This is a genomic window from Mycolicibacterium parafortuitum, assembly GCF_002086815.1.
Classification (GTDB): domain Bacteria; phylum Actinomycetota; class Actinomycetes; order Mycobacteriales; family Mycobacteriaceae; genus Mycobacterium; species Mycobacterium parafortuitum.
Window position 1 is genome coordinate 216,960 of sequence record NZ_MVID01000006.1, and the last position, 14,000, is coordinate 230,959.

Annotated in this window: 12 protein-coding genes; 7 read left to right on the forward strand and 5 right to left on the reverse strand. The window is 69.0% G+C overall.

What is annotated here, in order from left to right; all coding sequences use genetic code 11:
• Positions 1–24: 24 nt before the first annotated feature.
• Entirely contained in the window at positions 25–834 is an 810-nt protein-coding gene (locus BST38_RS10325; RefSeq protein ID WP_083143179.1) for an SDR family NAD(P)-dependent oxidoreductase, read from the forward strand.
• A gap of 124 nt (positions 835–958) precedes the next feature.
• On the forward strand, positions 959–1,606 hold the full coding sequence (locus BST38_RS10330; RefSeq protein ID WP_083143216.1) for a TetR/AcrR family transcriptional regulator: 648 nt from the start codon (positions 959–961) through the stop codon (positions 1,604–1,606).
• 2 nt (positions 1,607–1,608) lie between these two features.
• Here the strand turns inward: BST38_RS10330 and BST38_RS10335 are convergent, their stop codons facing one another.
• On the reverse strand, positions 1,609–1,968 hold the full coding sequence (locus tag BST38_RS10335) for a heme-binding protein (protein WP_110781715.1): 360 nt from the start codon (positions 1,966–1,968) through the stop codon (positions 1,609–1,611).
• A gap of 300 nt (positions 1,969–2,268) precedes the next feature.
• Between BST38_RS10335 and BST38_RS10340 the strand changes: the two genes are divergently transcribed.
• From BST38_RS10340 to BST38_RS10350, 3 genes are all read left to right on the forward strand, one after another.
• A complete protein-coding gene (locus BST38_RS10340; RefSeq protein WP_083143181.1) occupies positions 2,269–6,825 on the forward strand; it encodes an ATP-dependent helicase in 4,557 nt (1,518 codons plus the stop codon).
• The gene (gene nei2 / locus BST38_RS10345; protein WP_083143182.1) at positions 6,825–7,577 is read left to right on the forward strand and encodes an endonuclease VIII Nei2; all 753 of its coding nucleotides are present in this window, start codon (positions 6,825–6,827) and stop codon (positions 7,575–7,577) included. Before BST38_RS10340 ends, nei2 begins: the two co-directional genes overlap by 1 nt.
• A gap of 141 nt (positions 7,578–7,718) precedes the next feature.
• Positions 7,719–8,642 (forward strand): type IV toxin-antitoxin system AbiEi family antitoxin, encoded by a 924-nt coding sequence (locus BST38_RS10350; RefSeq protein WP_083143183.1) that lies wholly within the window; start codon positions 7,719–7,721, stop codon positions 8,640–8,642.
• A 35-nt stretch (positions 8,643–8,677) separates the two neighbouring features.
• Here the strand turns inward: BST38_RS10350 and BST38_RS10355 are convergent, their stop codons facing one another.
• The 4 genes from BST38_RS10355 to BST38_RS10370 form a co-directional block, all read right to left on the reverse strand.
• Positions 8,678–9,103: an MTB12 C-terminal domain-containing protein gene (locus BST38_RS10355; RefSeq protein WP_083143184.1), complete on the reverse strand. Its 426-nt coding sequence runs from the start codon at positions 9,101–9,103 to the stop codon at positions 8,678–8,680.
• A gap of 82 nt (positions 9,104–9,185) precedes the next feature.
• A complete protein-coding gene (locus tag BST38_RS10360) occupies positions 9,186–10,013 on the reverse strand; it encodes an alpha/beta hydrolase (protein WP_083143185.1) in 828 nt (275 codons plus the stop codon).
• 119 nt (positions 10,014–10,132) lie between these two features.
• Positions 10,133–11,239 (reverse strand): fatty acid desaturase family protein, encoded by a 1,107-nt coding sequence (locus BST38_RS10365; RefSeq protein WP_083143186.1) that lies wholly within the window; start codon positions 11,237–11,239, stop codon positions 10,133–10,135.
• A gap of 88 nt (positions 11,240–11,327) precedes the next feature.
• The gene (locus BST38_RS10370) at positions 11,328–12,380 is read right to left on the reverse strand and encodes a ferredoxin reductase (RefSeq protein WP_083143187.1); all 1,053 of its coding nucleotides are present in this window, start codon (positions 12,378–12,380) and stop codon (positions 11,328–11,330) included.
• A gap of 69 nt (positions 12,381–12,449) precedes the next feature.
• Between BST38_RS10370 and BST38_RS10375 the strand changes: the two genes are divergently transcribed.
• Positions 12,450–13,124 (forward strand): TetR family transcriptional regulator, encoded by a 675-nt coding sequence (locus tag BST38_RS10375; protein WP_083143188.1) that lies wholly within the window; start codon positions 12,450–12,452, stop codon positions 13,122–13,124.
• Positions 13,125–13,134: 10 nt separating this feature from the next.
• Positions 13,135–13,911, forward strand: a complete 777-nt coding sequence (locus BST38_RS10380) for an enoyl-CoA hydratase/isomerase family protein (RefSeq protein ID WP_083143189.1) — start codon at positions 13,135–13,137, stop codon at positions 13,909–13,911.
• The last annotated feature ends 89 nt before the right edge of the window (positions 13,912–14,000 follow it).

The window sequence follows — 14,000 nt, forward strand, 5'->3', positions numbered from 1 at the left end:
GCACGCTCACGGCAGACTCGGGGCATGGACCTAGCAGGCAAGACAGCGGTCGTCACCGGCGCGGCATCGGGAATCGGGGCCGCCGTCGCGACCGAGCTCGCATCGCGCGGAGTCAGCGTCGTCGTCGGCGACCTCGACGAAGCCGGCGCCCAGTCGACGGCCGCGACGATCCACGATGCCGGGGGCTCCGCCGCCGCACTGCGCGCCGACGCGTCGGACGTCGCCGACATCGAAGCGCTGATCGCGCTCGCCGAGCGCGAGTTCACGCCGGTGGACATCTACGTCGCCAACGCCGGGGTGATCGGAAAGCCCGGCCTCGGAACGGAATCCGACTGGGACGTCATCCTCGACGTCAACCTGCGGGCCCATATCAGGGCGGCGCGGCTGCTGGTACCGGGTTGGCAGGCAAGGGGTTTCGGCTACTTCGTCTCCGTCGCGTCGGCGGCCGGACTACTCACCCAGCTGGGCGCCGCCGGATACGCGGTGAGCAAGCATGCCGCGGTCGGCTTTGCCGAGTGGCTGGCGATCACCTACGGCGACGACGGCATCGGTGTCAGCTGCGTATGCCCGCTCGGCGTGGAAACCCCTCTGCTGCAGACGATCCGGGGTATCGACGAGCCGCAGGCGAAGCTCAGCACCGCGTCGATCGAGCAGTCGGCGAAGGTGATCAGCGCGGCCGATGTCGCGACGGTGACCGTCGACGCGATCCGCGACGGCCAGTTCCTGGTGCTGCCGCATGCCGAACTGCTGGAGATGTACCGACGCAAAGGCGGTGACTACGACCGCTGGATCGTCGGGATGCGCCGTTACCAGCGGACACTACGGTCACACTGAGCCGCGGCGAGGGCGCGGCGAGTGCACGGACGACGCGGCGAGTTACCGTACAGACACGCGCGCTCGCCAGGTCGACGTCAGGCCCGCGGCCACTGTTGTACATGTGTTGAGTATAATGCGCAGCATGGCTGAAGCACGTCGGCGCCTATCCCCCGACGATCGCCGCAACGAACTGCTGGCGCTCGGGGCCGAGGTGTTCGGGCAGCGGCCGTACGACGAGGTCCGCATCGACGAGATCGCCGAGCGCGCCGGGGTGTCCCGGGCGCTGATGTATCACTACTTCCCGGACAAGCGGGCGTTCTTCGCCGCGGTCGTGCGCGCCGAGGGTGAGCGGCTCTTCGAGGCCACAAACACCCCGGCCGTACCCGGCGAGTCGCTGTTCGACCAGGTCCGCGCCGGCGTGCTCGCCTACCTGCACTACGACGAGCAGCACCCGCACGGCGCGTGGGCGGCCTACATGAGCATGGCCCGGGTCGATCCGGTGTTGCGCGGGATCGAGGACATCGACAACGACCGGCAGGCCAACCGCATCATCGACCGGGTCACCGCAGGCATCGACGGACTCGACGGCAAGGTCGAGCGGGATCTGCGTGCTGCCGTGTACGGCTGGCTGGCATTCACGTTCGAGATGTGCCGTCAGCGTCTGGTCGACACGTCACTGGACGCGGACTTCATCGCCGACCTGTGCGCGCACACGCTGATGGACGCGCTCGGGAGGGTGCCGGGGATTCCGGCGACCCTCGCCGACGCGCTGGCCCCGCAGCGGCGCTGAGCTCAGCTCCCGGGCTCGCGGTGCTCCTGCTGCGGGCCGTGGCCGTAGCCGCAGCGGTGCCGGAAGTCCTTCATCGGCTGACGGATGCCGCGCAGTTCGGCCGCGACCTGCGGGTTGGCGTCCATGAACGCGATCACCTCGGCCTTCTTCTGTTCGCGGTCCTTGCCGAACAGGGATGTGAAGAAGTCGTTGACCGGCGGGTGGGTGAACAGATACGCCGAGGTGGCTGCGGAGACGCCGGTGGCGACGCCGGCCAGGTCGGCGGCCGTGCAGTTCGGCGCCGTCGGCTGGGCCTGGGCAGGGACGACGGCGGCCAGCAGGACACCCGCGGCACCGACGGCGGCGGCGAGTGCGCGACGCATGGTTGGAGGACGCATGGTTGGAGTAGGCACCCGCCGATCCTAAGCCGCTCACCGGCGCCGATGCCGAAATTCGGGCTCCCCGCGGTGCGCGGCCGAAACCCCTCGCCGGAACTTTGCTGCAAACCGCTTGCGGGGAGCCCGGCGCGAGTAGTGTCGGCCTCGCCTGGGGTCAGGCCGGCCTCGGCTGTCCCTAGCAGCCACGCCGTCCGGCGTGACCCCAGGCCTCATTCTCGGGGATCCCCGGGCCCCCTTTCTGCCTGCTCCGGCCGACTTGTCGGGGGTTGCAGGCACCATGGACAGATGCCCGCGAAGACCGATCCGCTGTCACGCTTCAGCGCGCTGACGCGTGAATGGTTCGCGGGCACCTTCGTCGAACCCACCCCGGCTCAGGCACAGGCCTGGAACGCCATCGCCGCTGGGGAGAACACGCTGGTCATCGCACCCACCGGGTCGGGTAAGACGCTCGCGGCGTTCCTGTGGGCGATCGACGGGCTGGCCCGTGAGCCACGCGACAAGCCCACCACCCGGGTGCTGTACGTGTCGCCGCTGAAGGCGCTGGCCGTCGACGTGGAACGCAACCTGCGCACCCCGCTGACCGGGATCTCGCGCATCGCCGAACGCAACGGTGAGGCGCCACCGTCGATCAGCGTCGGCGTGCGCTCGGGCGACACCACGCCGAGCAAGCGGCGCGAACTGATCAGCAAGCCGCCCGACATCCTGATCACCACGCCGGAGTCGCTGTTCCTGATGCTCACCTCGGCCGCGCGCGACAGTCTCGCCGACGTGCAGACGGTGATCGTCGACGAGGTGCACGCCGTCGCGGGGACCAAGCGCGGCGCGCACCTGGCGGTGTCGCTGGAACGGCTCGACGCGATGCTGGCCACACCGGCGCAGCGGATCGGGCTGTCGGCCACGGTGCGCCCGCCCGAGGAGGTGGCGCGCTTCCTGTCCGGGGCCTCCCCGACCACGATCGTCGCGCCGCCGGCGGCCAAGACGTTCGACCTGACGGTCCAGGTGCCGGTGCCCGACATGGCCAATCTGGAGAACAACTCGATCTGGCCCGACGTCGAGGAACGCATCGTCGACCTGATCGAGGCGCACAACTCCTCGATCGTGTTCGCCAACTCGCGCCGCCTCGCGGAGCGGTTGACCGCCCGCATCAACGAGATCCACGCCGAACGCACCGGGATCGAGCTGGGCAGCCACAATCCGGGGGTGGCCGGCGGCGCGCCCGCGCATCTGATGGGCAGCGGTCAGACCTTCGGCGCCGAGCCGGTGCTCGCCCGCGCGCACCACGGGTCGGTCAGCAAGGAGGCCCGCGCCGACGTCGAGGACGCGCTCAAGAGCGGGCGGCTCAAGGCGGTGGTCGCGACCTCCAGCCTGGAACTCGGAATCGACATGGGCGCGGTCGATCTGGTCATCCAGGTGGAGACCCCGCCGTCGGTGGCCAGCGGTCTGCAGCGGGTGGGCCGGGCGGGCCACCAGGTCGGTGAGATCAGCCAGGGCGTGTTGTTCCCGAAACACCGCACCGACCTGATCGGGTGCGCGGTCAGTGTGCAGCGGATGCTGGCCGGCCAGATCGAGACGATGCGGGTGCCGGCCAATCCGCTCGACGTGCTCGCCCAGCACACGGTTGCGGCCGCGGCGCTGGAGCCGATCAACGCCGACGCGTGGTTCGACACCGTGCGCCGCAGCGCGCCGTTCGCGACGCTGCCGCGCAGCGCGTTCGAGGCGACGCTGGATCTGCTGTCGGGCAAGTACCCGTCGACCGAGTTCGCCGAGTTGCGGCCCCGCATCGTCTACGACCGCGACAACGGCACGCTGACGGCCCGTCCCGGCGCGCAGCGGCTGGCCGTCACCTCCGGCGGGGCGATCCCGGACCGGGGCCTGTTCACGGTGTTCCTGGCGTCCAGCGCGGACTCCGAAAAGCCCTCGCGAGTCGGTGAACTCGACGAGGAGATGGTCTACGAGTCCCGCCCCGGCGATGTCATCTCCCTCGGTGCCACCAGCTGGCGCATCACCGAGATCACCCACGACCGGGTGCTGGTGATCCCCGCCCCGGGCGAGCCCGCACGGCTGCCGTTCTGGCGCGGCGACGGGGTGGGGCGGCCCGCCGAGCTGGGCGCCGCGATCGGCGCGTTCAACGGCGAACTGGCCCGGCTGGATCGCCCGGCATTCGAATCCCGCTGCAAAGAGGTCGGATTCGACGACTTCGCCACCGACAATCTGTGGCAGCTGATCTCCGAACAGCGTGAGGCCACTGCGGCGGTGCCGTCGGACACCACGCTGGTGGTGGAGCGGTTCCGCGACGAGCTCGGCGATTGGCGGGTGATCCTGCACTCCCCGTACGGGCTTCGGGTGCACGGGCCGCTGGCGCTCGCGGTGGGCAAGCGGCTCTACGAGCGCTACGGCATCGACGAGAAACCGACCGCCTCCGACGACGGCATCATCGTGCGACTGCCCGACACCGACGACGTCGCCCCCGGTGCGGACATCTTCGTGTTCGACGCCGACGAGATCGAACCGCTGGTCACCACCGAGGTCAGCGGTTCGGCGTTGTTCGCGTCCCGATTCCGCGAGTGCGCGGCCCGCGCGCTGCTACTGCCCCGCCGGCATCCGGGCAAACGCTCCCCGCTGTGGCATCAACGTCAAAGGGCCGCCCAGCTGCTTGACGTGGCGCGCAACTACCCCGACTTCCCGATCGTGCTGGAGGCGGTCCGGGAATGCCTGCAGGACGTCTACGACGTGCCGACGCTGACCGCGTTGATGGGCCGGATCGCCCAGCGCCGGGTCCGTCTGCTGGAGGTCGAGACCGCGACACCGTCACCGTTCGCGGCGTCGCTGCTGTTCGGCTACGTCGGCGCGTTCATGTACGAGGGCGACAGCCCGCTGGCCGAACGCCGCGCCGCCGCACTGGCTTTGGACCCGACGCTACTCGCCGAACTGCTGGGCCGGGTCGAGCTGCGCGAGCTGCTCGACGCGGACGTCATCGCGAACACCACCCGCCAGCTGCAGCATCTGACCCCCGAGCGCGCCGTGCGCGACGCCGAAGGGGTGGCGGACCTGTTGCGGCTGCTCGGGCCGCTGACCGCCGACGAGATCGGCGAGCGTTGCGTGCAATCCGACGTCGGCGGCTGGCTCGAAGGGCTGCTGACAGCCAAGCGGGTGCTGACGGTGTCGTATGCCGGGACGACGTGGTGGGCGGCGATCGAGGACATCGGGCGGCTGCGCGACGGGGTCGGGGTGGCGGTGCCGGTCGGGGTGCCGATCGCGTTCCTGGAGCCGGTCGTCGACCCGCTCGGCGAATTGCTGTCGCGGTTCGCGCGCACCCGGGGGCCGTTCACCACCGCCGACGCCGCCACCCGGTTCGGGCTGGGGCTCCGCGTCGCCGCGGACGTGCTGGGCCGGCTGGCCGCCGACGGGAAACTGGTGCGCGGCGAATTCACCGATGTGCCCACCGATTCCGGCGGTGTCGAGCAGTGGTGTGACGCCGAGGTGCTGCGGATTCTGCGGCGCCGGTCGTTGGCGGCGCTGCGCGCCCAGATCGAGCCCGTCAGCACCGCGGCGTTCGGGCGGTTCCTGCCATCGTGGCAGATGGTCGGCGCGGATGCGGTGTCCGGCGTCGACGGGCTCGCCGCGGTGATCGACCAGCTGGCCGGCGTGCCGGTGCCTGCCTCGGCGGTCGAGCCGCTGATCTTCGGGCAGCGGGTCCGCGACTACCAGCCCGGCATGCTCGACGAGCTCCTCGCCTCCGGTGAGCTGCTCTGGGCCGGCGCCGGATCGTTGTCCGGCGCCGACGGCTGGGTGTCGTTCCATCCCGCCGACACCGCCCCGCTGTCACTGGCCCCGCCCGGTGAACTCGAACTGACCGACGTTCATCACCAGATCCTCGCGGCCCTGTCCGGGGGCGGCGCGTATTTCTTCCGCCAGATCAGCATCGACGGGGTATCCGCCGAGTCGTTGAAAAACGCTCTGTGGCAGTTGATCTGGGCCGGATACGTCGGTGGCGACACCTTCGCCCCGGTGCGGGCGCTGCTCGCCGGATCGAAGGGCCCGGGCGGCAGGCGTGCGGCCGCACCGGCCCACCGGCACCGGCGCGCCCCGCGGTTGAGCCGCTACAGCCTGAGCACCACCAGCCTCAGCGCGCACCGCGACACCGATCCCACGGTGGCCGGCCGGTGGTCGGCACTGCCGGTCGCCGAAGTGGACACCACGGTGCGGGCGCACTATCAGGCCGACCAACTGCTGGCCCGCCACGGCGTGCTGACCAAGGGCGCGGTGGCCAGTGAGAATTTCCGTGGGAACATCCCGGGCGGGTTCGCGTCGATGTACAAGGTGCTGACCACGATGGAGGAGGCGGGTCGCTGTCAGCGCGGGTATTTCGTCGAATCCCTCGGCGGCGCCCAGTTCGCGACCGCCAGCACCGTCGACCGGTTGCGCAGCCACGCCGACAGCATCGACGACAAGCAGCAGACGCTGCGCGCGCTGGCGTTGGCGGCGACCGACCCCGCGAACCCGTACGGTGCGGCGCTGCCGTGGCCGTCCCGAGGTGCCGACGGTGACACCGCGCACCGGCCCGGACGCAAGGCAGGTGCGCTGGTGGTGCTCGTCGACGGTGCACTGGTGTGGTTCGTCGAGCGGGGTGGGCGGTCGCTGCTGAGCTTCACCACCGACCCGGAGACGTCGAACGCCGCCGCGGCTTCGCTGGCCGAAATGGTGCCGCGGCAACGGGTTCCGGCGCTGCTGGTGGAACGCGTCGACGGCGTCCCGGTGCTGGAGGCGCGGGAGTCGGTGACGGTCGACGCGCTGGTCACGGCCGGGTTCTCGCGTACGCCGCGCGGGCTGCGGTTGCGCTGATGCCCGAGGGCGACACCGTCTACCGGACGGCGGCCAAGCTGCGCGAGGCGCTGGCCGGCCGGGAGCTGACGCGCTGCGATATCCGCGTCCCGCGCTATGCGGCGGTGGATCTGAGCGGGCAGGTGGTCGACGAGGTGCTCAGCCGCGGTAAGCATCTGTTCATCCGGGTCGGGCAGGCCAGTATCCATTCGCATCTGAAGATGGACGGTGCGTGGGTGATCGGTCGTGTCCGGGTACCGGCCTACAAGATCCGAATCGTGTTGGAGACGGCGACGTCCCGGACCTCCGGGGTCGACCTGGGCGTGCTGGAGGTCTTGGACCGGGCGACCGATATGGATGCGGTGGCCCACCTCGGTCCGGATCTGCTCGGCGAGGACTGGTCGGCGGAGGTCGCGGCAGTCAACCTGATGGCCGACCCCGACCGCCCGCTGGCCGAGACGCTGCTCGATCAGCGGGTGATGGCCGGGGTCGGCAACGTGTTCGCCAACGAGCTGAGCTTCGTGTTCGGGCTGCGACCGGGTACCCCGGTGCGCGAGCTGACCGATCCGCTGCGGGTCGCCCACCGGGCCCAGCAGATGTTGTGGCTCAACCGGTTACGGGTGAACCGCACGACCACCGGCAACACCCGGCCCGGCCAGGACGTCTGGGTGTACGGCCGCGCAGGACTCCCCTGCCGCCGCTGCGGCACCCGGATCGAGACGGACAAGTTCACCGAGCGGGTCACCTACTGGTGCCCGACCTGCCAGCGCTGAGCTGGCCTCCTCCCGCCGAAATTGCGTTCCAGCAGAAGAAGTTCGAGTAGATCTCTGCACAGACGCAATCTCGACGGTGGGGTTGGGGATAACCGCCGATAGCGCCGCTGATCCGTCGGAACCCGCGCCGACGATTCGGCCATGGGACACATCATCATCGGCACCGAAGCGATCGCCAACGGTGCCGTCACTCGATACGAACTCCAGCGTTTCTACCGTCCGATCTACACCAATGTGCACGCGCCACGACTCCCGGCGCCGACGTTGCGTGATCGCACCGAGGCAGCGTGGCTCTACTCCAAACGGGGCGGGATCGTCTCCGGACTGGCGGCCGCGGCGGTGCACGGATCGAAGTGGATCAGTGCCGACATCGACATCGAACTGATCTACCACTGCCCGCGCGCACCGAAGGGAATCCTTGCCCGCAACGAGCGCATCGCACCCGACGAATGGCAGCAGGTGGGCGGAATCCCGGTCACGACGCCGTCGCGCACCGCCTTCGATCTCGGCCGATACCGTCCCGAATACGACGCGTTGGCCCGCCTTGACGCCCTGATGGCGAGTCGTCCCTATTCGATCGACGACGTGCTACTGCTGGCCAAGCGCTACAAGGGCGCCCGAGGCGTCGCCCGCCTCAAGGCCGTCCTGCCGTTCGTCGACGGCGGCGCCGAGTCGCCCCGCGAATCCTGTTGGCGCAAGGTGATCCTCGACGCGGGATTCCCGACGCCGCGCACCCAGATCCCCGTCGTCGACCACGACGGCCGCCACGTCCGTTTTCTCGATTTCGGCTGGGAGAAGTTCCAAGTCGCGCTCGAGTACGACGGCGACCAGCACCAGTCCGACCGTGGGCAGTACCTCAAGGACCGCCGCGTCATGCCGGAACTTCGCCGCCTGGGCTGGCATGTCACGGCGGTCGTCAAAGAGGACGATCCCGTCGCGGTCATCCAGACACTGAGCCAGGCCATGCGCACCCGCGGTTGGCACGGCCCGATTCAGATCCCGTCGTACGCGTATTCAGCGAGATTCCGCGCCGAGACTGCATCCAGGAAGCAAAAGTTCGAGTAACGCCCTGCTGGAATGCAATTTCGGCGCGGGCCGAACTAGACGGTGCAGTCCACACCTGCTACGTCACGTGCGATCACGCATGCCGACGGGTTCGACAGCTTCCAGGTACCACCCTCGTCGACCCAGTAGATGTTGTGCGTCTTGGTTCCCCAGATCGGGATGGTCACCGCGATCTGGGCGTCGAGCTGGTCGCCGTTGAGCACCGGGTTCTCCACCCGCCAGTTGATCATGCCGCTGTAGGTGTTGAGGCGGTTGGCGATGTTGTCCGCGGTCGGCACCGCGGCCTCGCCGCCGGCCAGCTTGGCCGCGCGCACCTCGGTGGGGGTGCCGGTGTTGAGGACCTGCTGCAGCTCGGCGGTCAACTCCCCCGCGCTGGGCACCGGGGGCTGCGCCCACGCCACACCCATCCCACTCAGGGCACCAGCCGCCACCACCGAAATCGCCGCCAACGCAGCACGCATGAACGTTTTCCTTCCGCACAGAGGTCCCAACCTCGGACACCTCACCATGCGGCGGGTCGCGCCACAAGACCTACGTCCCGGCTCAGGCGACCGATCGCGCCGCGGATTCGATGACCTCCGTCACAGCCTCCGGATGGCTGATCAGGGTCAGGTGGGATCCGCCGGGGAACTCGGTGACGTGCGACCCGGCGCGGTCGGCCATCGCGCGCTCCGACGTCGGGGTGATGATCTGGTCGCCGCTGCTGATGAAGTACCACGACGGGATGTCGTGCCAGGCCGCCGCGGTGGCCGGGGTGTCGAACGCCGCGGTGGCCGCGGCGCGCTGCGATGCCCACAGCTCGGTGGCCTGTTCGGCGGGCAGGTCGTTGGCGAAGTGGTGGACGAACACGTCCTGGCGGAGATAGAGGTCGGTGCCGCCGTCGGCGGTTTTCACCGTGTCGAACAACGCGCTGTCCGGTAGGCGCTTGAGCACCGAATCCGCGCCGGACAGTGAGCCGTTGGTCTCCCCGGCCTCGGGTGCGGCCGCGTCGACGTAGACCAGCGCCTTGACGTTGGGCAGGCCGGCGGCGGCCTCGGTGATCACCGCGCCTCCGTAGGAATGTCCGACCAGGACGACGGGGCCGTCGACGGTGCGGACGAACGACGCGACTTCGGCGGCGTCGGTGGTCAGGTTGCGCAGCGGGTTGGCGATGGCCCGCACGGGGTAGCCGTCCGCCCGCAGGGCCGACGCCTCACCGTCCCAGCTCGACGTGCCGGCCCACGCGCCGTGCACCAGCACCACGGTGGGCTTGGCCTGCACCCCGGGATCGGCGTGGGAGGTGGCACCGTGGCCGACCAGTGCGACCGACGCCAGCACCGCGGCCGCCGTCATCGTCGCGATGCCGGTGCTCATCGGCCTGAACAACTGCATGACGGTCCTCCCTTGCGCCTGCCACGATTTTTATCGCTAGGGAGAGCCTTTCGCGCCAGCTACGGCGGCGTCATTGCCGATGACGAGAAACCTCGCCTACCGGGTAGCCGGTATCGGCGTCAGAACGGAAGCGCGAACTTGAAGATCTTGCGCACCACGGTCGCGAACTGATGCGGCAACGGACCGGTGTTGTAGGGCACACCGTAGCGTTCGCAGATCTCACGCACCTTCGGTGCGATCTCCGCGTGCCGGAACGCCGGGATGTCCGGGAACAGGTGGTGTTCGATCTGGAAGGACAGGTTGCCGGACAGGATGTGAAACAGCTTGCCGCCGTCGAGGTTTGCCGATCCGAGCACCTGGCGGAAGTACCACTGGCCGCGGGTCTCGGCTTTGGTCTCCTCGATCGAGAACTCCTGCACGTCTTCGGGGAAGTGCCCGCAGAAGATGATCATGTACGACCATACGTTGCGCATCAGGTTCGCGGTCAGGTTGCCGGCGGCCACCCACGGCGCGAACGGACCGGCGAGCAGCGGGAACGCGACGTAGTCCTTGAGCGTCTGCCGTTTGGTCTTGGCCCAGATCTCGCGCAGGATCTCGCGCTTGTCGGTGAGCGTGATCTCGCCCGCGGCGATCTTTTCGCTCTCCATCTCGTGCAGTGCGACCCCGTACTGGAACAGCACCATCAGCAGGAACGCATAGATCGGGTTGCCGAGGTAGTACGGGCGCCATTTCTGGTCGGAGCTCATCCGCAGGATGCCGTAGCCGATGTCGCGGTCCAGGCCGACGATGTTGGTGTAGGTGTGGTGCATGTAGTTGTGCGAGTGCCGCCACTGGTCGGCCGGGCATGCGGTATCCCATTCGAAGCCCTTGCTGGAGATGGCCGGATCGCCCATCCAGTCGTACTGGCCATGCATGACGTTGTGGCCGATCTCCATGTTGTCGATGATCTTCGACAGGCCGAGCATGGTGGTTCCTGCGAGCCAGAACGGCGGGAAGATGCCACCGAACAGCAGTGCGCGGCCGCCGATCTCGAGTCCGCGCTGCGCCTTGATCATCCGGCGGATGTAGGTGGCGTCGCGCTCGCCGAGGTCGGCGATGACCGTGTCCTTCAGCGCGTCGAGTTCCCTGCCGAACGCGTCGAGCTGCTCGGCGGTCAGGGTGACGGTCTTTCCTGCGACCGTCTTCGAGATGCCCTGCTGCGGTGCGTTGTCCAGTACTTGCGTCATGATGTCCTCTCTGGGTCGAGATTGCGCCTGAGCAGAGTTCTTCTCGAACGTCCTCTGCTGGAATGCAATTTCGGCGGGAGTTGAGCGGTTACAGGTCGATGTCGACATCACCGACGGGCGCGGACACGCAGATCTGCACGTCCTCGGCTTCGGTGGACGACACGGCACCGGTGACGACGTTGCGGACGGCGCCACTGGTCTTGCGGCGGGTGCAGGAGAAGCAGATGCCCATCCGGCACCCGCTCTCCGGGGTCAGGCCCGCACCCTCGGCCTGTTCGAGCAGTGGTCGCCCGTCGTCGACGACCTCGACGCCGGCGGCGGCGAATCGTACTGTGCCGCCGCTGGACTCACCGGCGGTGAACACCGGTGGGACGAAGCTTTCGCACTCGGCGTCCGGGCGGACCTCACGCACCGCGTCGACGAGCGACGGCGGTCCGCAGACATACACCGCATCGGCGGCGGTCGCGAGGTCACCGGTGAACCGGGCCGGCACATCGGATCCGCGGGAATCGCGGGTATAGCCGTGCAGCACGGTCACGTTCGGCATCGCCGCGGCGATCTCGCGCAGTTCGTCGCGATAGCAGGCCTCCCGCTGCGATCGCGCGTAGTGCACGAAGGTGACCTCGCCGGCGTGCCGCCGGGACCGCAGGGTCCGGAGCATCGACATCACCGGAGTGATGCCGCTTCCGCCGGAGACCAGCAGCATGCGCCGTGCCGGCTGCTCGGGCAGCGTGAACTCGCCGGCCACGGAGTCCAGCCCCACGACCATGCCGCGGCGGGCGTGCTCGACCAGGTAGGTCGACACCAGCCCGCCGTCGTGGCGGCCGACGGTCAGCTCCAGGAGCCGGTCGTCCTCCGCCCCGGCGGGTGAGTACGGCCGGGTGCGGCGGCGGCCGTCGATCTCGACGGACAGGTTGATGTGCTGGCCGGCCCGGAAGCCGGTGAACGCCCGGTTGGGCGCCAGCGTCAGTGTCACGCTGCGCGGCGTCATCCGCCGCACCGCCACGATCTTGGCGCGGGCCTGCGCTCGCGTCCAGGTGGGGTCGACCAGCTCGGTGTAGCGGTCGACGCCGTGCGGACCGGTCAGCAGGTCCAGCAGCGCCGAGCGCCGCGAGCGCCTGGTCAACGTTTCAGTGAACATGTGTACACCGTGCGCGCCTCCGGTGCATACCGTCAAGGGATCGATGCAGCTTGTGGTATGTTTCACACAGTGAACAGTCGTACGCCCAGCTCACGATCGGGCCGCTCCAGGTCCCGGGAGAAGGGCCGGGAGACGCTGTCTCGGGAGGAGCGCAAGGAGGCCACCCGGCGCGCGATCGTCGAGGCCGCGCTGCATCTGCTCGCCGAGCGCGGGTTCAGCGCGCTGAGCCTTCGTGAGGTCACCCGCGAGGCCGGCATCGTGCCCGCCGCGTTCTACCGCCACTTCGATTCGATGGAGGCCCTCGGCCTCGTCCTGATCGACGAGTCGTTCCGCAGCCTCCGCGACATGCTGCGCGGCGCGCGCGCCGGCCGCCTCGACCCCAACCGGGTGATCGAGTCCTCGGTGGACATCCTCATCGACGGGGTGCAGGAGCGCCGTGAGCACTGGCGGTTCATCGGGCGGGAGCGCTCCACCGGCGTCACTGTGCTGCGTTACGCGATCCGCACCGAAATCCGGTTGATCACCTCGGAATTGGCGATCGACCTGGCCCGTTTCCCGAATTTGAACACCTGGAGCAGCGAGGACCTCAACATCCTGGCCAGCGTGTTCGTCAACTCGATGATCGCGATCGCCGAACAGCTCGAAGACGTCACCGATCCGCCTGCGGTCGAGGAGATCCGGCGCGTCGCGGTCAAGCAGTTACGAATGATCACCATCGGCGTGGCGGGCTGGCGCAGCGGTTAACGTCACAGGCATGCCGCCCGTACTCGAAGTCGCCCGCCCCACGCCCGAGATCATCGTGCTGACGCTGAACCGTCCCGACAAGCTCAACGCGCTGAATTACGAGCTGGTCGAGGCGCTGCACACCGAACTCGACGCGCTGGCCGCCGACAACGAGTGCCGCGTCGTGGTACTCACCGGTGCGGGCCGTGGCTTCTGCTCGGGACTGGACCTCGGCGCACCGAATCCGGAGGAGTCCGGCGGCACCGAATTCCCCCGGTCCGGCATGCGCTGGCAGGAACGCATCGCCGACCTCACCGCGAAGATCCACCGGCTGCGCCAACCCGTGATCGCCGCGGTCAACGGGGCCGCCTACGGCGGCGGGCTCGGCATCGCGGCCGCGTGCGACATCCGCGTCGCGGCGCCGTCGGCGAAGTTCTGCACGCAGTTCATCAAGCTCGGACTCGGCGGCTGCGACATCGGCGTCAGCTACACGCTGCCCCGCCTGATCGGCGCCGGACCGGCGTTCGACCTGATCCTGACCGCGCGTGCCGTCGACGCCGACGAGGCCCTGCGGCTCGGGCTGGTGTCCCGGGTCACCGAGAACTGCCTCTTCGAGGCCACCACCATCGCCGAAACCCTCTGTGTCTACGGCAAATTCGGTGTCGAATCGACCAAGCAGGTGCTGTGGGCGAACCTCGAGGCGTCCAGCCTGGAATCGGCGCTGCAGCTGGAGAACCGTAGTCAGATCCTCGCGTCGACCAGCGGGGAGATGCGCGAGGCCGCCTCGAAGATCCTGCGCAAGACCTGACCGGCGAAATTGCATTCCAGCAGAAGAAGTGCGACTCAGACTCAATCGGTCGCTGCAACACCTGATTCGTCGAGGGGTGTTGTTCGATG

Bases quoted from the DNA above. Each gene is read 5' to 3' on its own strand.
- nei2 (WP_083143182.1), top strand. From the start codon at position 6,825: ATGCCCGAGGGCGACACCGTCTACCGGACGGCGGCCAAGCTGCGCGAG.
- BST38_RS10350 (WP_083143183.1), top strand. From the start codon at position 7,719: ATGGGACACATCATCATCGGCACCGAAGCGATCGCCAACGGTGCCGTC.
- BST38_RS10340 (WP_083143181.1), top strand. From the start codon at position 2,269: ATGCCCGCGAAGACCGATCCGCTGTCACGCTTCAGCGCGCTGACGCGT.
- BST38_RS10380 (WP_083143189.1), top strand. From the start codon at position 13,135: ATGCCGCCCGTACTCGAAGTCGCCCGCCCCACGCCCGAGATCATCGTG.
- BST38_RS10370 (WP_083143187.1), bottom strand. From the start codon at position 12,380: ATGTTCACTGAAACGTTGACCAGGCGCTCGCGGCGCTCGGCGCTGCTG.
- BST38_RS10330 (WP_083143216.1), top strand. From the start codon at position 959: ATGGCTGAAGCACGTCGGCGCCTATCCCCCGACGATCGCCGCAACGAA.
- BST38_RS10355 (WP_083143184.1), bottom strand. From the start codon at position 9,103: ATGCGTGCTGCGTTGGCGGCGATTTCGGTGGTGGCGGCTGGTGCCCTG.
- BST38_RS10360 (WP_083143185.1), bottom strand. From the start codon at position 10,013: ATGCAGTTGTTCAGGCCGATGAGCACCGGCATCGCGACGATGACGGCG.
- BST38_RS10335 (WP_110781715.1), bottom strand. From the start codon at position 1,968: ATGCGTCGCGCACTCGCCGCCGCCGTCGGTGCCGCGGGTGTCCTGCTG.
- BST38_RS10365 (WP_083143186.1), bottom strand. From the start codon at position 11,239: ATGACGCAAGTACTGGACAACGCACCGCAGCAGGGCATCTCGAAGACG.
- BST38_RS10325 (WP_083143179.1), top strand. From the start codon at position 25: ATGGACCTAGCAGGCAAGACAGCGGTCGTCACCGGCGCGGCATCGGGA.